This window comes from Isoptericola variabilis 225 (genome assembly GCF_000215105.1).
In the GTDB taxonomy this organism is placed as follows: domain Bacteria; phylum Actinomycetota; class Actinomycetes; order Actinomycetales; family Cellulomonadaceae; genus Isoptericola; species Isoptericola variabilis_A.
Window position 1 is genome coordinate 1 of the sequence record NC_015588.1, and the last position, 19,557, is coordinate 19,557.

17 protein-coding genes, 2 tRNA genes and 1 pseudogene are annotated in these 19,557 nt (G+C 71.8%); 17 read left to right on the plus strand and 3 right to left on the minus strand.

Features of this window, described 5'->3' with window-relative positions:
- Positions 1-190 precede the first annotated feature (190 nt).
- The 5 genes and pseudogenes from dnaA (at position 191) to ISOVA_RS00030 (ending at position 6,224) form a co-directional block, all read left to right on the plus strand.
- Entirely contained in the window at positions 191-1,609 is a 1,419-nt protein-coding gene (gene dnaA, locus ISOVA_RS00010; protein WP_013837214.1) for a chromosomal replication initiator protein DnaA, read from the plus strand.
- A 594-nt stretch (positions 1,610-2,203) separates the two neighbouring features.
- Positions 2,204-3,337: a DNA polymerase III subunit beta gene (gene dnaN, locus ISOVA_RS00015; protein WP_013837215.1), complete on the plus strand. Its 1,134-nt coding sequence runs from the start codon at positions 2,204-2,206 to the stop codon at positions 3,335-3,337.
- A 66-nt stretch (positions 3,338-3,403) separates the two neighbouring features.
- Positions 3,404-4,348: pseudogene (gene gnd / locus ISOVA_RS00020) on the plus strand (phosphogluconate dehydrogenase (NAD(+)-dependent, decarboxylating)); the annotation flags it as partial.
- A gap of 18 nt (positions 4,349-4,366) precedes the next feature.
- Complete coding sequence (gene recF / locus ISOVA_RS00025) at positions 4,367-5,599, plus strand: DNA replication/repair protein RecF (protein ID WP_013837217.1); 1,233 nt, start codon at positions 4,367-4,369, stop codon at positions 5,597-5,599.
- A gap of 124 nt (positions 5,600-5,723) precedes the next feature.
- A complete protein-coding gene (locus ISOVA_RS00030; protein WP_013837218.1) occupies positions 5,724-6,224 on the plus strand; it encodes a DciA family protein in 501 nt (166 codons plus the stop codon).
- A 12-nt stretch (positions 6,225-6,236) separates the two neighbouring features.
- On the opposite strand, the gene ISOVA_RS00035 is transcribed toward ISOVA_RS00030, so the two are convergent.
- Complete coding sequence (locus ISOVA_RS00035) at positions 6,237-7,109, minus strand: hypothetical protein (protein ID WP_013837219.1); 873 nt, start codon at positions 7,107-7,109, stop codon at positions 6,237-6,239.
- Positions 7,110-7,628: 519 nt separating this feature from the next.
- On the opposite strand from ISOVA_RS00035, the gene gyrB reads away from it, so the two are divergent.
- The 6 genes from gyrB (at position 7,629) to ISOVA_RS00060 (ending at position 13,727) form a co-directional block, all read left to right on the plus strand.
- On the plus strand, positions 7,629-9,662 hold the full coding sequence (gene gyrB, locus ISOVA_RS00040) for a DNA topoisomerase (ATP-hydrolyzing) subunit B (protein ID WP_013837220.1): 2,034 nt from the start codon (positions 7,629-7,631) through the stop codon (positions 9,660-9,662).
- Between the two features lie 211 nt (positions 9,663-9,873).
- The gene (gene gyrA, locus ISOVA_RS00045) at positions 9,874-12,372 is read left to right on the plus strand and encodes a DNA gyrase subunit A (RefSeq protein WP_407635296.1); all 2,499 of its coding nucleotides are present in this window, start codon (positions 9,874-9,876) and stop codon (positions 12,370-12,372) included.
- Complete coding sequence (locus ISOVA_RS17050) at positions 12,369-13,250, plus strand: DUF3566 domain-containing protein (protein ID WP_013837222.1); 882 nt, start codon at positions 12,369-12,371, stop codon at positions 13,248-13,250. The genes gyrA and ISOVA_RS17050 overlap by 4 nt, the downstream gene beginning before the upstream one ends.
- Positions 13,251-13,374: 124 nt before the next feature.
- Positions 13,375-13,448: transfer RNA gene (locus tag ISOVA_RS00055), tRNA-Ile, on the plus strand.
- A 55-nt stretch (positions 13,449-13,503) separates the two neighbouring features.
- Complete coding sequence (locus ISOVA_RS16875; RefSeq protein ID WP_013837223.1) at positions 13,504-13,623, plus strand: DLW-39 family protein; 120 nt, start codon at positions 13,504-13,506, stop codon at positions 13,621-13,623.
- A 31-nt stretch (positions 13,624-13,654) separates the two neighbouring features.
- Positions 13,655-13,727: transfer RNA gene (locus tag ISOVA_RS00060), tRNA-Ala, on the plus strand.
- A gap of 60 nt (positions 13,728-13,787) precedes the next feature.
- On the opposite strand, the gene ISOVA_RS00065 is transcribed toward ISOVA_RS00060, so the two are convergent.
- A complete protein-coding gene (locus ISOVA_RS00065) occupies positions 13,788-14,708 on the minus strand; it encodes a hypothetical protein (protein WP_013837224.1) in 921 nt (306 codons plus the stop codon).
- Positions 14,709-14,803: 95 nt separating this feature from the next.
- Here ISOVA_RS00065 and ISOVA_RS00070 point away from each other — a divergent pair, with 95 nt between their 5' ends.
- Together ISOVA_RS00070 and ISOVA_RS00075 are read left to right on the plus strand one after the other, a co-directional pair.
- Positions 14,804-15,343 carry a peptidylprolyl isomerase gene (locus ISOVA_RS00070; protein ID WP_013837225.1) on the plus strand — a complete coding sequence of 180 codons (540 nt, stop codon included), beginning with the start codon at positions 14,804-14,806 and terminating at the stop codon, positions 15,341-15,343.
- Positions 15,344-15,424: 81 nt separating this feature from the next.
- Positions 15,425-16,303, plus strand: coding sequence for a rhomboid family intramembrane serine protease (locus tag ISOVA_RS00075; RefSeq protein WP_013837226.1), 879 nt, complete (start codon positions 15,425-15,427; stop codon positions 16,301-16,303).
- 69 nt (positions 16,304-16,372) lie between these two features.
- Here ISOVA_RS00075 and ISOVA_RS00080 read toward each other — a convergent pair whose 3' ends face one another.
- Positions 16,373-16,633: a cell division protein CrgA gene (locus ISOVA_RS00080; protein WP_013837227.1), complete on the minus strand. Its 261-nt coding sequence runs from the start codon at positions 16,631-16,633 to the stop codon at positions 16,373-16,375.
- A 161-nt stretch (positions 16,634-16,794) separates the two neighbouring features.
- On the opposite strand from ISOVA_RS00080, the gene ISOVA_RS00085 reads away from it, so the two are divergent.
- Genes ISOVA_RS00085 through ISOVA_RS00100 form a run of 4 tightly spaced genes read left to right on the plus strand, consistent with a single transcriptional unit; the run spans position 16,795 to position 19,164 of the window.
- Positions 16,795-17,526 (plus strand): DUF881 domain-containing protein, encoded by a 732-nt coding sequence (locus tag ISOVA_RS00085; protein ID WP_013837228.1) that lies wholly within the window; start codon positions 16,795-16,797, stop codon positions 17,524-17,526.
- 59 nt (positions 17,527-17,585) lie between these two features.
- The gene (locus ISOVA_RS00090; protein WP_233275921.1) at positions 17,586-18,335 is read left to right on the plus strand and encodes a class E sortase; all 750 of its coding nucleotides are present in this window, start codon (positions 17,586-17,588) and stop codon (positions 18,333-18,335) included.
- Complete coding sequence (locus ISOVA_RS16610; RefSeq protein ID WP_013837230.1) at positions 18,335-18,493, plus strand: hypothetical protein; 159 nt, start codon at positions 18,335-18,337, stop codon at positions 18,491-18,493. The genes ISOVA_RS00090 and ISOVA_RS16610 overlap by 1 nt, the downstream gene beginning before the upstream one ends.
- Before the next feature lie 5 nt (positions 18,494-18,498).
- The gene (locus tag ISOVA_RS00100) at positions 18,499-19,164 is read left to right on the plus strand and encodes an aminodeoxychorismate/anthranilate synthase component II (RefSeq protein WP_013837231.1); all 666 of its coding nucleotides are present in this window, start codon (positions 18,499-18,501) and stop codon (positions 19,162-19,164) included.
- Positions 19,165-19,557: the final 393 nt, after the last annotated feature.

A 19,557-nucleotide genomic window follows, 5' to 3' on the forward strand; every position in this document is an offset into this window, starting at 1 on the left:
AACCGGCCCGACGTCGCTACGATGAACGACACCGTACCTCGCTCGACCCTCGTGCCCGACCACAGGGTTGTCCACATGTCCACAGGGTGTGGACAACTATGTGGAAGGCGCGTCGGCGTGGCACACTCGCTTACCCCAGCAGCCCTTCAGGCCGCATCCTGAACCCCTCCCTCGACCCGAAGGAACGCCCGTGGCCCAGCCGGACGAGAACATCACCGACGTCTGGGCGCAGACGCTGGCGACGCTCGAGGCACGGCCGGACATGACGGCGCGCCAGCTCGCCTTCATCAAGCTCGCCAAGCCCATGGCGATCCTCGAGGACACGGTGTTCATCGCCGTCCCGCACGAGCAGACGCGCGCCTACCTCGAGACCAGCGTGCGCGACCAGCTCGTGTCGGCGATGTCGTCGACGCTGGGCCGCGACGTGCGCTTCGGCATCACGGTCGACCCGGAGCTGAGCAACGACGCCCTCACGGGGCCCTCGCACGACTACACCGAGCCGCCCGTCGAGGACGGCCTCCCGGTCGCCGACGTCGCTCCCCCGATCCCGCCCGCGCCCAAGCAGCAGGCCGAGCCCACGCGTCTCAACCCGAAGTACATCTTCGAGACGTTCGTCATCGGCTCGTCCAACCGCTTCGCGCACGCGGCCGCCGTCGCGGTCGCGGAGGCACCCGCCAAGGCGTACAACCCCCTCTTCATCTACGGCGACTCCGGCCTGGGCAAGACGCACCTGCTGCACGCGATCGGCCACTACGCGCACAACCTGTACCCGCACGTGCGCGTGCGCTACGTGAACTCGGAGGAGTTCACCAACGACTTCATCAACAGCATCGGCGAGGGCCGCGCCGGCGCGTTCCAGCGCCGGTACCGCGACGTCGACGTGCTCCTCATCGACGACATCCAGTTCCTGCAGGGCAAGGAACAGACGATGGAGGAGTTCTTCCACACCTTCAACGCGCTGCACAACGCCAACAAGCAGGTCGTCATCACGTCCGACGTCCCGCCCAAGCAGCTCAACGGGTTCGAGGACCGCCTCCGGTCGCGCTTCGAGTGGGGCCTCATCACGGACGTCCAGCCGCCGGACCTCGAGACCCGCATCGCGATCCTGCGCAAGAAGGCGGCGAGCGAGCGCCTCGACGTCCCGGACGAGGTCCTCAGCTACATCGGCTCGCGCATCTCGACCAACATCCGCGAGCTCGAGGGCGCGCTCATCCGCGTGACGGCGTTCGCGAACCTCAACCGGCAGCAGGTCGACCTGGCGCTGACGGAGATCGTCCTCAAGGACCTCATCACCGACGACGACTCCACGGAGATCACGCCGGCCATGGTCATCGCGCAGACGGCCGCGTACTTCGGCCTGACGATCGAGGACCTGTGCGGCTCGTCCCGCTCGCGCGTGCTCGTCACCGCCCGGCAGATCGCCATGTACCTCTGCCGCGAGCTCACGGACCTGTCCCTGCCGAAGATCGGGCAGCAGTTCGGCGGGCGTGACCACACGACCGTCATGCACGCGAACAAGAAGATCGCCGGCCAGATGGCCGAGCGCCGCTCGACGTACAACCAGGTCACCGAGCTCACGAGCCGCATCAAGCAGCAGCACCGCGGCTGACGCTGCGCACTCCCCGGCTCTCCCCGGCAGCGGCGACACCGCCGTCCACACCGTCACCCACAGCTCGACGCGCGTCCGCGCGCCGCTCCGTGACACCCGTCCCCAGGCCTGTGCACGCGATCCGTGGACAAGTGGGGGTCCGTCCGCCCCCACGCCCGTACACACCTGTGGACAAGGTTGTGGACGGCTGTGGACCGAAGGCCCGAACCGGTGGACGAACAGCGGGCGAACGGTGGACGCCTGTGGGTACGGAATCGTCCACCCACAGGAGCGCCAGTTCTCCCACAGGGCCGCCCCCAGTCCGTCCACACCGCCGTCAGCCCCCTGACCTGCGACGACGGTGGATTTCCCCAAGTTCCACAACACCGATGACGACGATGACCGTTCTTTCCAGGAGATGAACACCACGCCTTCATCAGGCCGGAGCGCGTCCGACCTGCTCGACCTGAGGATCACGTGCCGCTCGGGCCCCGACTCGCGTAGGGTTTGGCTCGGACGACCGCACGTCCGTGCCTCGACCGACGCGGCCTCGACGGGCCGCGCGCGACGACCGGTGCGCCGTCGTCCGTCGACCGAGCAGACTCAAGGAGTGGGATGAAGTTCCGGGTTGAACGTGACGTCCTGGCGGAGGCCGTGACCTGGACGGCGCGCACCCTCCCCACGCGCCCGCCCGCCCCCGTGCTCGCCGGCGTCCGCATCGAGGCGGACGCGCAGGGCACGATCGGCCTGTCGAGCTTCGACTACGAGGTCTCGGCGCGCTCCGAGATCCCGGCCGAGGTGTCGGAGCCCGGGACGGTGCTGGTCTCCGGCCGGCTCCTCGCGGAGATCTCGCGCTCCCTGCCCAACAAGCCCGTCGACGTCACGCTCGAGGGCACCAAGGTCATGCTGACGTGCGGCGCGTCGCGCTTCTCGCTGCTCACCATGCCCGTCGAGGACTACCCGGCCCTGCCGCAGATGCCCGAGCTCAGCGGCACCGTCTCGGGCGACGCGCTGACGCACGCCGTCGCGCAGGTGAGCGTCGCCGCGAGCCGCGACGACACGCTCCCGCTGCTCACGGGCGTGCGCATGGAGATCGAGGACGAGCGCATCACGCTGCTCGCCACGGACCGCTACCGTCTCGCGCTGCGCGAGCTGACGTGGACGCCCGCGACGCCGGGCTACTCCGCGGTCGCGCTCGTCCGTGCCCGCACGCTCAACGACGTCGCCAAGTCGCTCGGCAGCGGCGGCGGCCTCGTCAACATCGGCCTGTCGGTGGGCAACGGCGTCGACCTCATCGGCTTCGAGGCCGGCGGCCGCCACACGACCTCGCAGCTCGTCGACGGCGACTACCCGCCCGTGCGCCGGCTCTTCCCCGACGCGACGCCGATCCACGCGGTCGTGGCGACCGCGCCGCTCATCGACGCGGCCAAGCGCGTCTCGCTCGTCGCCGAGCGCAACACCCCGATCCGCCTGTCGTTCACCGACGGCCAGGTCGTGCTCGACGCCGGCCAGGGCGACGACGCGCAGGCGTCCGAGGCGCTCGAGGCGGTGCTCGTGGGCGAGGACATCCAGGTCGCGTTCAACCCGCAGTTCCTCCTCGACGGCCTGGGTGCCCTGGGGACGGACTTCGTCCGGCTGTCGTTCACGCACCCCAACAAGCCGGTCGAGTTCACCGGGCAGGAGTCGCTGGACGGCGAGGACTCGTCGGACTACCGCTACCTGCTGGTGCCCATCCGCTTCGCCGGCTGACGACGCCGGACGGCGCACCCCGCGCCGTCGCCGTACGCTCGCCCTGACCGTCACCGCCACACAGGAGGAACCTCCATGGTCGTCAGCCACATCGGACTCGTCGGTCTGGGGAAGATGGGCAACAACATGCGCGAGCGTCTGCGCCACGGCGGCATCGAGGTCACGGGCTACGACCCGCGGCCCGAGGTCACCGACGTGCCGGACCTGGCGGCCCTCGTGGCCGCGCTGCCCGAGGGCCGGCGCGTCGTGTGGGTCATGGTCCCGGCGGGCGAGCCGACGCGAGGTGTGGTCACGGAGCTCGGCGGGCTCCTGAGCGAGGGCGACATCATCGTCGAGGGCGGCAACTCGCACTACCCCGAGGACCAGGAGCGCGCGGCGGAGCTCGCGGGCAAGGGCATCGGCTACGTCGACGTCGGCGTCTCGGGCGGCGTGTGGGGCCTGGAGAACGGCTACGGCCTCATGGTGGGCGGCGACCCCGAGCTCGTCGACCACCTCATGCCGGTCTTCGACGCGCTGCGTCCCGACGGTCCGCGCGAGGAGGGCTTCGTGCACGCCGGCTCCGTCGGCGCCGGCCACTTCGCCAAGATGGTCCACAACGGGATCGAGTACGGCCTCATGCAGGCCTACGCCGAGGGTTACGAGCTGCTCGCGGCCAAGGACATCGTCACGGACGTCCGCGGCACGATGAAGGCGTGGACGCGCGGCACCGTCGTGCGCTCGTGGCTGCTCGACCTCATGGTCCGCGCGCTCGAGGAGGACCCGCGGCTCGCCGCGATCGACGACTGGGTCGACGACTCCGGCGAGGGCCGCTGGACGGTTGACGAGGCGATCGACCTGGCCGTGCCGCTGCCGGTCATCTCGGCCGCGCTGTTCGCGCGCTTCGCCTCGCGTCAGGAGGAGTCGCCCGCGATGAAGGCCGTCGCGGCGCTGCGCCAGCAGTTCGGCGGACACGCGGTCAAGCCGGCCGGCCCGGCGTCCCCCGGAGCGGGCCCGCTCGAGCCGCCCGCCTGACGGCGTCGCAGGGAGACCATGTACGTCTCGCACCTGTCGCTCCTCGACTTCCGCTCGTACGAGGCGGTGGACGTCGAGCTCGAGCCCGGCCCGAACGCGTTCGTCGGCCGCAACGGGCAGGGCAAGACGAACCTCGTCGAGGCGATCGCGTACGTCGCGACGCTGGGCAGCCACCGGGTCGCGAACGACACGCCCCTGATCCGCGCCGGCGCTCAGCGCGCCGTCGTGCGCACGCGCATCGTGCGCGCCGACCGGGCGTCGACCGTCGAGCTCGAGATCACCGCGGGCAAGGCCAACCGGGCGCGCGTCAACCGCGGGCAGCCCGGCCGCGCCCGCGACGTGCTCGGCATCCTGCGGACCGTGCTGTTCGCGCCCGAGGACCTGGCGCTCGTCAAGGGTGACCCGGACGGCCGGCGCCGGTTCCTCGACCAGCTCGTGGTCCAGCTCCTCCCCCGGGCGGCCGGCATCCTGCAGGACTACGAGCGCGTCGTGCGCCAGCGCTCCGCGCTGCTCAAGTCCCTGCGCCAGGTGCGCGGCGCCGGACGGACCCCGGACCTCTCGACGCTCGAGGTCTGGGACGCCAAGGCCGCGCAGCTCGGCGCCCAGATCCTCGCGATGCGGCACGCGCTCGTCGCGGCCCTGCGCCCCGAGGTCGCGGCCGCGTACGAGCAGGTGAGCGACGCGAACGGGCACGCCGAGATCGAGTACCGCTCGACCGTTCCCGTGGACGCACCGACCGGCACCGGGGCTGCTGCGCCGCCGTCGGCCCACGACCTCGAGAAGGCCATGCTGGAGGCCCTCGCCGAGGCGCACCCGCAGGAGGTCGAGCGCGGCGTAAGCCTCGTCGGCCCGCACCGCGACGACCTCGTCCTCTCGCTCGCCGGCCTGCCCGCCAAGGGGTACGCGAGCCACGGCGAGTCCTGGTCCTTCGCGCTCGCGCTGCGGCTCGCCTCGTACCGGCTGCTCGGCGGGGGTGCGTCCGCGCTGCCCGACGGCGGTACCCCGGTCCCGGTGCCGCCCGCGGCCGAGCAGGTGTTCTGGGACCCGGACCACGGCACGGACGCCGACCCCGTGCTCATCCTCGACGACGTCTTCGCGGAGCTCGACGTCCGGCGACGGGAGCGGCTCGCCGAGCTCGTCGCCCCGGCGCGCCAGGTCCTGGTGACGGCCGCGGTGCCGGCCGACGTGCCCCCGGGTTTGCTGGGTGCCCGGTTCGAGGTCACGCCCGGGGTGGTGCGTCGTGCCGACTGACCTGCCAGAGGACCCCGGCGAGGCCGCTGTGGACCGCCCTGTGGATCACGCTGTGGACAGGCCTGTGGGGAAGTCTGTGGACGACCGATCGGACGCGCGCGGCCGCCGACCGGTCGGTGACCGTGTGGAGCTCACTCCCCCGTCGGAGGTCGCGCGCGAGGCGCTCAACCGCGCGAAGGCGGCCGCACGCGCCAAGGGGCTGCGTCCCGGGTCGCCGTCGCGGCGTTCTCCGCTCGCCGAGCCGCGTACCGAGGGCAAGGGCCCCGGCGCGCGCGACCCCCGGCTCGTCTCGGACGTGCTGTCGTCGCTGCTGCGCCAGAAGGGCTGGGTCGCCGAGGTGTCCGTCGGTGGCGTGATCGGGCGCTGGCGCGAGGTCGTCGGCGACCAGGTCGCGGACCACTGCGTGCCCGAGACGTTCGAGGACAAGGTTCTCGTGGTCCGCGCGGACTCGACCGCCTGGGCCACCCAGGTGCGTCTCCTCGTCCCGACGCTCCTGCGCCGGCTCGCCGAGGAGGTCGGCGAGGGCGTCGTCGAGCAGGTGACCGTGCTGGGCCCGGCGGGGCCCGGGTTCCGGCGCGGACGCAGGTCCGTGCGCGGTCCCGGGCCCCGGGACACCTGGGGCTAGCTCAGGCCTCCGTCAGGTCGACGACGACCGCGTCGTCGGCGTGGCGCGACAGGCCGAGGAACCGGCCCTGGCCCGGGTGCGCCGGGTAGCCCGGCCGTCCCCAGCCCTCACCCGGCCCCTCGCGGACGTCCCCGCCCGGCTCGCCGGGGTCCCCGGCTCGGCGCACGGGTCGACGACGGGCGCGTCCTCGACCATGGCGTGGTAGGACCGGACGTACCCGTCGGTCACCCACACCGACGCCGTCAGGTGCACGTCCACGTCCTCGAGCCGCCAGTCGGTGTCGCACGTCGGCGACACCGTCCCGTCGTCGTGGACGACGAAGGGCCACGGGACGCGGGTCGTGAACGGGCCTCCGAAGCCGCCGCTGCCGTAGACGACCTCGTAGCCGACGTCGTTCCCGGTCCACTCGATCTCGAGCTCCTCCCCGGACGCGCCCTCCGGCTGGGTCGCCGCGACGTCGACGTACGGCTGGCCCTCGACGCACACGCCGACGACGGAGGCGCCCTCGAGCGGGCACCTCGGTTGCACGACGGCGTACCACGGCAGGAGCGCCGAGGTGTCGTCGATCCGCTCGTACGAGGCACCGGTGGGGTCGGTCAGCGTGAACCCGAGCTCGTGGCCCGGGGTGGTCGTGGCGAGGATCCCGTCGGACGTGACCGTGTAGCTCAACGCGCCGGTCGCCGCGGGCACGGGCACGTCGGCCGTCCACACGTTCGGGTCGGTGGTGCAGGGCTCCGTCGTGCCGCCGTCGGACCAGTCGAGGGCGTCGTCGGGCGCGTCGACGACGACGCTCCACTCGTGCGGCGTCGACCAGTCGAACGGATAGTGGCCCCACAGCTCGCCGTCGACGGGCGCGTCCTCCACGACCTCGCCGTCGACCACCACGGTGGCGCGCGTGCCCTCCGGGTACCCCGGCGACCCAGACGGACAGCGACTCGCACGCCGCGGAGGCGTAGACGTCACCCGTGCTCGGACGCCGTCGCGACGGTCGCCGAGCCCGCGCTCGGTGAGGGAATCGAACCAGAGGAACGGCGGCGATCCGTGTCCTGTGTCACGGGCGATTTCGGGCGCCTCCGGACGGGTCGGCGGAGATGTGCACGATGGTGTGGAGAAACCTGTGGAAAAACGGTGTTCTTCCACACGGCGACGCCCCTCGGATCCCCGGATTCCGGCCCGCAGAAGGTAGACTGGAGCGCGTCCCCGGGCGGTGTCCCGGGCCCGACGCGCGCGGACGACCGGCTCTGGAGCAGGGTCGGTCGCGCACCGCTCGGGCCCAGGTGGTCACCCGGGACGATCGAGCACCGACGAGCAGCCGGCACAGCCTGTGCCAGACCTCGTGCTGCGGCCCGGGCACCCGTCCGGGAACCCTGTCGCGTGCCTGGATGACGAGGAGTGCTCCAGCCTGTGGCTCAGCGATCCGACGGCAGTTACGACGCCGGGAACATCACCGTCCTGGAAGGCCTCGAGGCCGTCCGCAAGCGCCCGGGCATGTACATCGGCTCCACGGGCGAGCGCGGCCTGCACCACCTTGTGTACGAGGTTGTGGACAACTCCGTGGACGAGGCCCTCGCCGGGCACGCCGACACGATCGAGGTGACCCTCCTGGCCGACGGCGGCGTGCGGGTCTCCGACAACGGCCGCGGCATCCCGGTGGCGATGCACCCGACCGAGGGCCGGCCGACGGTCGAGGTCGTCATGACGATCCTCCACGCGGGCGGCAAGTTCGGCGGCGGCGGGTACGCGGTCTCCGGCGGCCTGCACGGCGTCGGCATCTCCGTGGTCAACGCGCTGTCGACGCGCGTGGTCACCGAGGTCCGCCGCGACGGCTACGCGTGGCGCCAGGAGTTCGCCGACGGCGGCACGCCCGTCACCGGGCTCGAGCGCCTCGAGCCGACCGACGAGACGGGCACGACGCAGACGTTCTGGCCCGACGGCTCGATCTTCGAGACCACCGAGTTCGACTTCGAGACGCTCCGGTCGCGCTTCCAGCAGTACGCGTTCCTCAACAAGGGCCTGAAGATCACGCTGACCGACGAGCGCTCCGGGCACGCGGTCGACGTCGACGAGGTCGCCGGCGAGCCAGCCCCCACCGACGGCGCGAGCGGCGCCGGGGCGTCGCCGTCGAGCACGGGCTCGCGCACCGTGACGTACAAGTACGACCACGGCCTCATGGACTACGTGGCCCACCTCAACTCGACCAAGAAGGTCGAGCTGGTCCACCCCGAGATCGTGCACTTCGAGGCGGAGGACACCGAGCGCCGGATCTCGGTCGAGGTCGCGATGCAGTGGACCAACGCGTACAGCGAGTCCGTCCACACGTACGCCAACACGATCTCGACGACGGAGGGCGGCACGCACGAGGAGGGCTTCCGTGCGGCGCTGACCTCCCTGGTCAACACGTACGCGCGCGAGAAGGGCATCCTCAAGGAGAAGGAGGAGAACCTCACGGGCGACGACATCCGCGAGGGTCTGACCGCCGTCATCTCCGTGAAGCTCGGCGAGCCGCAGTTCGAGGGCCAGACGAAGACGAAGCTCGGCAACACCGAGGCGAAGACGTTCGTGCAGCGCGTCGTGCGCGAGCAGCTCACCGACTGGTTCGACTCCCACCCCGGCGAGGGCAAGGACATCATCCGCAAGGCGATCCAGGCCTCCCAGGCGCGCATCGCGGCCCGCAAGGCCCGCGAGGCGACCCGTCGCAAGAGTCTGCTCAACAGCGGCGGCATGCCGGGCAAGCTCAAGGACTGCCAGTCCAACCGCCCGGAGGAGTGCGAGATCTACATCGTCGAGGGCGACTCGGCGGGCGGGTCAGCGGTCCGTGGCCGCAACCCGCACAACCAGGCGATCCTCCCGATCCGCGGCAAGATCCTCAACGTCGAGCGCGCGCGCCTCGACAAGGCGCTCTCCAACGCCGAGGTCCAGGCTCTCATCACGGCGTTCGGCACCGGCATCGGCGAGGACTTCGACATCTCGAAGCTCCGGTACCACAAGATCATCCTCATGGCAGACGCCGACGTCGACGGCCAGCACATCGCGACGCTGCTGCTCACGCTCCTCTTCCGGTACATGCGCCCGCTCATCGAGCACGGGCACGTGTACCTCGCGCAGCCGCCGCTGTACCGGCTCAAGTGGTCGAACGCGCCGCACGACTACGTGTACTCGGACCGCGAGCGCGACGCGTTCCTCAAGGCCGGCCTGGCCTCGGGCAAGCGGATCCCGAAGGAAAACGGCATCCAGCGGTACAAGGGTCTGGGCGAGATGGACTACAGCGAGCTGTGGGACACCACGATGGACCCCGAGAACCGCACGCTGCTGCAGGTCACCATGGACGACGCCGCCGCAGCGGACGAGATCTTCTCGGTGCTCATGGGCGAGGACGTCGAGTCCCGCCGCAGCTTCATCCAGCGCAACGCCAAGGACGTGCGCTTCCTCGACATCTGACCGGCGCGGCTGCGTACAGAACGCCTGCACGCAGCTGTACAACCGGTCCCGAGGAGGCAGTTCACGCCCTGGCGGCGTGGGAAGGAACAGGTAGACGGTGACGGACGAGACTCCCGGTCGCGACATGACGGACGGCGTGCCCGAGCAGACCCCCGAGGCGGTCGTCGCGGTGCACCACGGCCGCGTCGAGCAGGTGGACCTGCAGCTGGAGATGCAGCGCAGCTACCTCGACTACGCGATGAGCGTGATCGTCGGGCGCGCGCTGCCCGACGTGCGCGACGGCCTCAAGCCGGTGCACCGCCGCGTGCTGTACGCGATGTACGACGGCGGGTACCGGCCCGACCGCGCGTTCTCGAAGTGCTCGCGCGTCGTCGGCGACGTCATGGGCAAGTACCACCCGCACGGCGACACGGCGATCTACGACACGCTCGTGCGCCTCGTGCAGGACTGGACGATGCGCTACCCGCTCGTCGCCGGCCAGGGCAACTTCGGCTCGCCGGGCAACGACCCGGCCGCCGCACCGCGGTACACCGAGTGCCGGATGGCGCCGATGGCGCTCGAGATGGTCCGGGACATCGAGAAGGACACCGTCGACTTCCAGGACAACTACGACGGCCGCACCCAGGAGCCCGTCGTCCTGCCGGCGCGCTTCCCCAACCTGCTCGTCAACGGTTCGGCCGGCATCGCGGTCGGCATGGCGACGAACATCCCGCCGCACAACCTGCGCGAGGTCGCGGAGGGCGTGCGCTGGCACCTGGCCCACCCAGAGGCGTCGCGCGAGGAGCTCCTCGCGGCCCTCATGCAGCGCATCAAGGGCCCGGACTTCCCGACCGGCGCGCAGATCCTCGGCACCAAGGGCATCGAGGAGGCGTACCGCACCGGGCGCGGGTCGATCACGATGCGCGCCGTGGTCAACGTCGAGGAGATCCAGAACCGGATCTGCCTCGTCATCACCGAGCTGCCCTACCAGGTCAACCCCGACAACCTGGCGAGCAAGATCGCCGACATGGTCAACGAGGGCCGGATCCAGGGCATCGCGGACATCCGCGACGAGACCTCGGGCCGCACCGGTCAGCGCCTCGTCATCGTGCTCAAGCGCGACGCCGTGGCGAAGGTCGTCCTCAACAACCTGTACAAGCACACGCAGCTGCAGGACACCTTCGGCGCGAACATGGTCGCGCTCGTCGACGGCGTCCCCCGCACGCTCAGCCTCGACGCCTTCGTCCGGCACTGGACGACGCACCAGATCGAGGTCGTGCGCCGTCGCACCGAGTACCTCCTCAAGGAGGCCGAGGACCAGATCCACATCCTGCGCGGCTACCTCAAGGCGCTCGACGCGCTCGACGAGGTCATCGCGCTCATCCGCCGCTCCCCCACGGTCGACGAGGCGCGCACGGGGCTCATGGAGCTGCTCGAGGTCGACGAGATCCAGGCCAACGCGATCCTCGCGCTGCAGCTGCGCCGTCTGGCCGCGCTCGAGCGGCAGCGCATCGTCGACGAGCACGACGAGATCGAGCGCCGGATCGTCGACTACCGCGACATCCTCGCCAAGCCCGAGCGCCAGCGCGCGATCGTCGGCGAGGAGCTCGACGAGATCGTCGCCCGCTACGGCGACGAGCGCCGCACGACCATCCTGCCCTACGACGGCGACATGTCGATCGAGGACCTCATCCCCGAGGAGGACGTGGTCGTCACGATCACGCGCGGCGGCTACGCCAAGCGCACGCGCACCGACGCCTACCGGGCGCAGCGCCGCGGCGGCAAGGGCGTGCGCGGCACCCAGCTGCGCGAGGACGACATCGTCGAACACTTCTTCGTCACGACGACGCACCACTGGCTGCTGTTCTTCACCAACCTGGGGCGCGTCTACCGGGCCAAGGGCTACGAGCTGCCCGAGGGCGGCCGCGACGCCAAGGGCCAGCACGTGGCGAACCTCCTCGCCTTCCAGCCGGGCGAGAAGATCGCGCAGGTCCTCGACCTGCGGGACTACGACGCCGCCGACTACCTGGTCCTGGCGACGCGCCGGGGCCTGGTGAAGAAGACCCGCCTGGGCGAGTACAACTCGCCGCGCTCGGGCGGGCTCATCGCGATCAACCTGCGGGAGGACGACGAGGGCAACCCCGACGAGCTCGTCGCGGCACGCCTGGTCAACGCCGACGACCACCTCATCCTGGTCTCGCGCAAGGGCCAGTCGATCCGGTTCCCCGCCGACGACGCGACGCTGCGCCCGATGGGCCGCGCGACGTCGGGCGTCACCGGTATGCGGTTCCGTGACGGCGACGAGCTGCTCGCCGCCGACGTCGTCACGCCGGGCACGGACCTGTTCGTCGTCACCGAGGGCGGGTTCGCCAAGCGCACGCGCATCGACGAGTACCGCGTCCAGGGCCGCGGCGGCTACGGCATCAAGGTGGCCAACCTCGTCGAGGCCCGCGGCGACCTGGTCGGCGCGCTCGTGACCGAGGCGGACGACGAGGTGCTCGTCATCATGGAGCGAGGCAAGATCGTGCGGTCGGCGGTCGCGGAGGTGAACCTCACGGGTCGCAACACGCAGGGCGTGACCTTCGCGAAGCCGGACAAGAACGACCGGATCATCGCCGTGGCCCGCAACGTCGAGCGCCGCGCGGAGGGCGAGTCGGTTAGCGTGGACGAGGAAGCGGCCGTCGAGTCGGCCGCCGAGCAGACGGACAGCGGGGACGAGGACAACCGATGACCAGCGAGAAGAGCGCGCCCAGCGTGGCCCGGGCCACCTCCGGCCGGTCCGCGGAGTCGTCCGCCGAGCCGACCCAGACGCTCGCACCCGTGCCGGCCCCGCCGCCGGGTCCGGTGCCCGCGCCGCCCGCCGCGGACGTGCCCGACGACACGACCGTGCCGCGCCGGCCCGACACCGCGCACGACGGCGCGCCGGCGCGCGAGGCGGGCCACGACGCCGCGGACTCCGCGGACGCCACCGACGGTCAGGGTGAGGGCGCCGCCGCCAGCATGAAGGCGGGCGCCGTCAAGGCCGCCGCCGCGGCCCTCGCCGCCGCGAAGAGCGCCGCGAAGAAGGTGCAGACCGCAGCGACCGCGACGGCGTCGTCGAGCGCGGACGACGCCCCGGCGTCGGGCCGCACCTACCCGACCGGTCCGCGGCCGCAGATGCACTACCAGGCCGGCGGCGTGCACGGCACGGCCGTTCCCGAGGCGCGGGCCGCGACCGGGGCGACCCCCGCCGTCGCGCCCGACGCCGGCCCGCGCCGCGTGCGGCTGTCGGTGTCGCGCATCGACCCGTGGTCGATCATGAAGCTCGCGTTCCTCCTCGCGGTCGCCGTCGCGGTCATGAACGTCGTGGCCACCGCCGTGGTCTGGTACGTGCTCAACGACCTGGGCGTCTTCGCGACCATCCAGAACTTCATCCGCGAGACGGTCGGCGCCGAGGCGACGGTCAACATCATCCAGTTCGTCGAGTTCGATCGCATGATCTCGCTGGCGACGCTCATCTCGCTCGTGAACATCGTGCTCATGACCGCGATCGCGACGATCATGGCCATCCTGTACAACATCACCGCCGCGCTCGTGGGCGGTATCCACCTCACGCTCACGGACGAGTGAGCGACCGTCCGTGCGGTGCCTGCGGCCGACGCAGATCACACCGCACGGACGCCGTCCGGGTTTGGGCACGGACCCGGCGGTGCGGTAGTGTTCCGTGCTGCACGCGTTCGACAGGACGCGGCCCGGGGCTATAGCTCAGACGGTTAGAGCGCTTCCCTGATAAGGAAGAGGTCGGAGGTTCAAGTCCTCCTAGCCCCACTCCCCGGCCACAGACGCAGCGGCCCGCCGCGTGGGCCGTGACGAGGAGGTCTGAGTGAAGAAGATCGTCGTCGTCCTCCTCGCGCTCGGCGCGGGCTACGCCGTGTGGCGCCGGCTCTCCGGCGACGCGGCCGAGCGTGACCTCTGGTCCGAGGTCACCGACACCCTCGACTGAGCTCCCTCCCAGCGCGGCCACCGGCCCGCACGGGGCCATGGCGCAATTGGTAGCGCACCTGCTTTGCAAGCAGGGGGTTAGGGGTTCGAGTCCCCTTGGCTCCACGCACGACGAGAGCCCCCGTCCGAGCGGACGGGGGCTCTCGTGCGTTCGGTGCACTCGGGTCAGGCCTGGGGCTTGTCGCCTCCGGGCGTGGTGTCGCCGGACGTGCTGCCCGGCTTCGTCTCCTCCGCGGCGTCGACGACGGCGTCGGTCGACGTGCTGGGCGGGGTCGCGGTGCCCTGGGCGGCCGTGCCGCCGGACTCCGCCGTCTCGCCGGGCGCCTGCTCGGCGTTCTTGGCGGTCGAGCTGCGACGGGTCTGGGCCTTGCGGGTCTGCTCCTTGGCCTTCTCGACGGCCTCGGTGACCTTCTCGGCCGCCTGCTCGCGCGCCTCGCGGCCGCGGGCGACCGCGACGCCCGCCGCCTCCCCCACGGCCTCGGCCGCGTCGCCGACGGCGTGCTTCGCCTCGCGCGCGACGCCGTCGTAGTCGGGGGCGCTGGCCTGCTCCCACGGCTCGGCCCAGGGGTCGTTCTGCGGCTGGGCGCGGCGCCAGAAGGTGTAGCCCGCGACGGCCGCGATCCCGCCGAGCAGGACCCACAGGAAGCCCTTGCGCCGGCGCGACCGGCGCTGCGCCTTCGCGGCCTGCTTCTCGGCGGCCTCCGCGGCGGCGGCGGCCGACGCGGCCACGGCACCCGCACGGGCGGCGGCCGAGTTGAACGCGGCGACGACGCGCGGGAGGTACTCGTCGACGATCTTGTCGTGGGCGGTGTCGATCGCGGGCGCCGCCTTCCCGGCCGCCATCTCGACGCGCGGCGCGGCCGCGCGGACGCTGTCGTAGTACGCCTTCTCCGCGCGCGGACGCAGCCACTCGAGGAACGCCTCGACGCGGGGCTCGGCCCAGTCCTTGGCCTGGTACGCGGCATCCTTCGCGGCGTGCGCCGCCGTGGTGCCGGCGCCCACCAGGACGGCCGCAGCCTCGGTCGCCGAGTCCTTGACCCTGGCGGAGTCGATCCTGGACATGTCGATCTTCGGGGTGTGCACCATGAGCCCACTCTGCCACCGGCGTCCGCAGCGCGCACCGCTGGACGCGCCGCCCTCCGTCGGGCACGCCCACCCGCAGGCGGTGAGAGGATGGGGCCATGTTCGCAACCCTCCACACCACCGCCGGCGACATCCGCATCGAGCTGCTACCGAACCACGCGCCCAAGACGGTCGCGAACTTCGTCGGCCTCGCCAAGGGCACCAAGACCTGGACCGACCCGCGCACGGGAGCCGAGCGCAACGACCCGCTGTACGACGGCGTGATCTTCCACCGCGTCATCGACAACTTCATGATCCAGGGCGGCGACCCGCTGGGCACCGGCACCGGCGGCCCCGGCTACACGTTCGACGACGAGATCCACCCCGAGCTGACCTTCTCCGAGAAGTACCTCCTCGCCATGGCCAACGCGGGCAAGCGCCGCAACCCCGTCACGGGCGCGACCGAGGGCACGAACGGCTCGCAGTTCTTCATCACGACCGCCGAGACGCCGTGGCTCAACGGCAAGCACACGATCTTCGGCAAGGTCGCGGACGACGAGTCCCGCGCCGTCGTCGACGCCATCGGCTCGACCAAGACGCGTCCCGGCGACCGTCCGGTCGAGGACATCGTCATCAACAGCGTGACGATCGAGGACTGAGCTTCTTCGCGTCGAAGGCGCCTCGTCTTCCGGCTAGCGTTGTCGTCGCCCCGCCCGACGCGAGCGACGGAGGACTGAACCATCACCGCGAACCAGGACCCGGCCGTTCCGGACCCGACGGCCGCGCCGCCCGTCTGCCCGCGGCACCCGGACCGCGTGTCGTACGTGCGCTGCCAGCGCTGCGGACGGCCGGCGTGCCCCGAGTGCCAGCGTCCGGCACCGGTGGGCATCCAGTGCGTGGACTGCGTGCGTGAGGCGGCCCGGCGTGCGCCGCGCACGACGACGGTGCTCGGCGGCCGTACGCCGCGCTCGGCGACGCCGGTGGTCACCTACACGCTCATCGGGCTGTGCGTCGTGAGCTTCGCCCTCCAGCTCACCGTGGGCCACGCGTGGTCGCAGCAGTGGGCGTTCTCGGCGGCGACGGGCGTCGTCGAGCCGTGGCGCTTCCTCACGGCGGCGTTCCTGCACTCGACGAGCGGCGTCCTCCACATCCTGTTCAACATGTGGGCCCTGTGGATCACGGGTCAGGCGCTCGAGCCGCTCCTCGGGCGCGGGCGCTTCGTCGTGCTCGCGCTGCTGTCGGCCGTGGGCGGCTCGGTCGGCTGGCTCCTGCTCGCCGGCGGGCCCGCGGACGGCACCTGGTACCAGGGCGTGGTGGGTGCGTCCGGGATGGTGTTCGGCCTCTTCGGCGCGCTCATCCCGGTGCTGCGGCGCATGGGCGGCAGCGCCCGGCAGATCGTCGTGCTGCTCGCGATCAACGGGGTCATCGGCTTCGTCGTCCCCGGCATCGCGTGGCAGGCCCACCTAGGCGGGCTCGTGACCGGGCTCGCCGTCGGGGCCGCGTACGCCCGCGCACCGCGCGAGCGCCAGGCCCTCGTGGGCTGGGCCGTCCCGGTCGGGATAGGCCTGGCGCTCGTCCTGCTGGCGGCCTGGAAGTACGTCGGCGTCGGCTGGTACTGAGCCGCGCGACGTCGTCCCCGGGTTGTCCCCAGGTTTGCTCACAGGTGTGGAACTACACCTGTGGAACTCTCACCGCCAGCGGGTGGTCAGCGCGAAGCCCGCGATGATGAGCACGAAGCCGACGGCGAGGTTCCACGTGCCGAGCGCCGGCACCGGCAGCCCGAGACCGTTGGACGTGAGGTAGTACAGGACGATCCACACGAGACCGAGCACCATGAGCCCGAGCATCGTCGGCACCAGCCACCGGGGGTTCCCCTCCTGGCGCGCGGGCCGGGGCTCGGCCGGCGTCGCGGGCGCGACCTTCTTCTTGCGGGACTTCGACTCGGGCACGAGACGGGCTCCTGTCAGGGCGAGGTGGTGCGGCGTCCCGCTGTGGACAACGGGCACGCCGACGGCGTTTCCTCGTCTAGCGTAGTGGTCGGGAACACCTACCCGAGACCCGGTGGTGGCCCGAGAACCTGGTGCGACCACGCCGACACGGGAGGTGAGCTGTGGACCGACGGTTCCGCTCCGCCCTCGTGGGCGGTTCCGTGCTCGCCGCGGCCGGCCTGCTGTTCACCGTGAGCGCGCAGCTCGCGGACACGCGCGGCAGCCGGCACCCAGAGGATCTCGCGCAGCTCGTGCGGGCCGAGGCCGAGCGCGTCGAGCGGCTGTCCGAGCGGGTCGAGTCCCTCGAGGCCGAGGTCGCCCGCCTTGGCGAGGCGGCGGCCGCCGACCTGCCGTCGCGCCCCGCGGACCTCGTGGCGCGCGAGTCGGTGCTGTCGGGCTCGCGCCCGGTGAGCGGGCCGGGACTCACCGTCACGCTCGACGACGCGCCGGCGTCGAGCGCCTCGATCCCGGGTGCCCGGCCGGACGACCTGGTCGTGCACCAGCAGGACATGGAGCACGTCATCAACGCCCTCTGGGCGGGCGGCGCGGAGGCCATGACGCTGCAGGGCGAGCGCGTGACGTCGACCTCGGCCTTCCGGTGCTCCGGCAACATCCTCCTGCTCCACGGCAAGGTCTTCTCGCCCCCGTACGTCATCGAGGCGGTCGGTGACCCGCAGGCGCTGCGCGCCGCGCTCGACGCCTCGCCCGGCGTCGCCACGTACAAGCAGTACGTCGACTGGGTCGCGCTCGGCTGGTCCGTTCAGACCTCCGACGAGTTCGAGCTGCCGCCGTACACGGGGGCCACCGAGCTCCGGCACGCCCGCGTGCCCGAGGGGACGGACGTGTTCTCATGAGTCTTGTCTCCGCACCCCCCAGGCACGGTGTCCACCGGTCACGTCCCCGGCGCGGCCCGGTGGCGACGCTCGTCGGCGTCGTGGGCGAGCTGCTCATCACGGCCGGCGTCCTGCTGGGGCTGTTCGTCGTCTGGCAGCTGTGGTGGACCGACGTGCAGGCGCAGCGGGAGCACGCCGAGATCCTCGCCGGCCTCGAGTGGCCCGAGCCCGGCGGGTCCGCCGGGTCCGACGGGGAGGGCGGCGCGCCCCCGCCTGTCGCGCCCCCGCAGGACGGCGAGCCCCCGGTCCTGGACGACCCGTTCGAGGGCACGGTCTTCGCCGAGCTGTACGTGCCGCGCTGGGGCGCCGACTACGTCTCGCCGATCGCCGAGGGTGTGGACAAGGCGTCGGTGCTGGACCGGCTCGGCATCGGCCACTACCCCGGCACCGCGATGCCGGGTGAGCTCGGCAACTTCGCCACGGCCGGTCACCGTACGACGTACGGCAAGCCGTACCACCGTGTCCACGAGCTCGAGAACGGCGACCCGCTCGTCGTGCGCACCGCGGAGGCCTGGTACGTCTACCGTGTCACGGGCCGGGAGATCGTCTGGCCCAACCAGGTGGAGGTCATCTCCGCGGTGCCCGGCGTCAGACCGGGCGAACCGCTGCCCGAGCTCACGCAGCGGTTCATCACCATGACCGCCTGTCACCCGATGTACTCGGCCGCCCAGCGGTACATCATCTACGGCGAGCTCGACTACTGGGCGCCGGTGAGCGAGGGCGTGCCGGCCGAGCTGGTCGACGCCGGCGTGAACGTGAGGGGATCCTGATGTACGGACTGCTCTGGCGCGCGCTGCCGGGCCCGGCCTGGTTCCGGGTCCTGGTCCTCCTGCTCCTGGCGGCGGCCGCCGTGCTGGCCTGCTTCGAGTGGGTCTTCCCCTGGGTCTCCGAGTACGTCCCCATGAACGACAACACCGTCGAGGTCTGAGCACCATGAGCACCACAGCCCCCCGCATCCTCGTCGTCGACAACTACGACTCGTTCGTGTACACGATCGTGGGCTACCTCGACCAGCTCGGGGCGCGCACCGTCGTCGTGCGCAACGACGCCGTGCCCGAGGCCGACGGCGACGGGGTCTTCCACGACGCCGACGGCGCCGCCTTCGACGGCGTGCTCGTCTCGCCCGGCCCCGGCACGCCCAAGGAGGCCGGCGCGTCCGAGGACGTCATCCGCGCCTGCGCCGCGTCGCGCACGCCGATGCTCGGCGTCTGCCTCGGCCACCAGGCCCTCGCCGAGGTGTACGGGGCGACCGTGGCGCACGCCCCCGAGCTCATGCACGGCAAGACGAGCCTCGTCGAGCACGACGGCGTCGGCGTCCTCGCGGGGCTCGCGTCACCGTTCACCGCGACGCGCTACCACTCGCTCGCCGTGCTGCCGGAGACGGTGCCCGACGAGCTCGTCGTCACCGGCACCACCGCCAGCGGCGTCGTCATGGGCCTCCAGCACCGCGAGCTCCCCCTGCACGGCGTGCAGTTCCACCCCGAGTCCGTGCTCACCGAGGGCGGGCACCGGCTGCTCGCCAACTGGCTCGAGGTCTGCGGCGACGACGGCGCCGTGGAGCGCTCGGCGGGCATGGCGCCCCTCGTCCACCAGTCCTGACCACCCCGTCCGGCGAGAGCGCTGGAGTTGGCGAGGTAGCGCTGGAGTTGGCGAGGTAGCGCTGGGCTTGGCGAGGTAGCGCTGGGCTTGGCGAGGTAGCGCTGGGCTTGGCGAGGTAGCGCTGGGCTTGGCGAGGTAGCGCTGGGCTTGGCGAGGTAGCGCTGGAGTTGGCGAGGTAGCGCTGGGCTTGGCGAGGTAGCGCGCACTTCCGTCTCTGCTTGTCGTCGTCCGGGGCTGCATCGACGACATTCAGGGACGCGAGTGCCCGACGCAGGTACCGGCGTCGGGCACTCGCGCTACGTCGCGATGAAACGCGCTACGTCGCCGCGCGGAGCGCTACGTCGCGGCCGAACACGCTACGTCGGCGGGCGGAGCGCTACCTCGCGAGGAAAC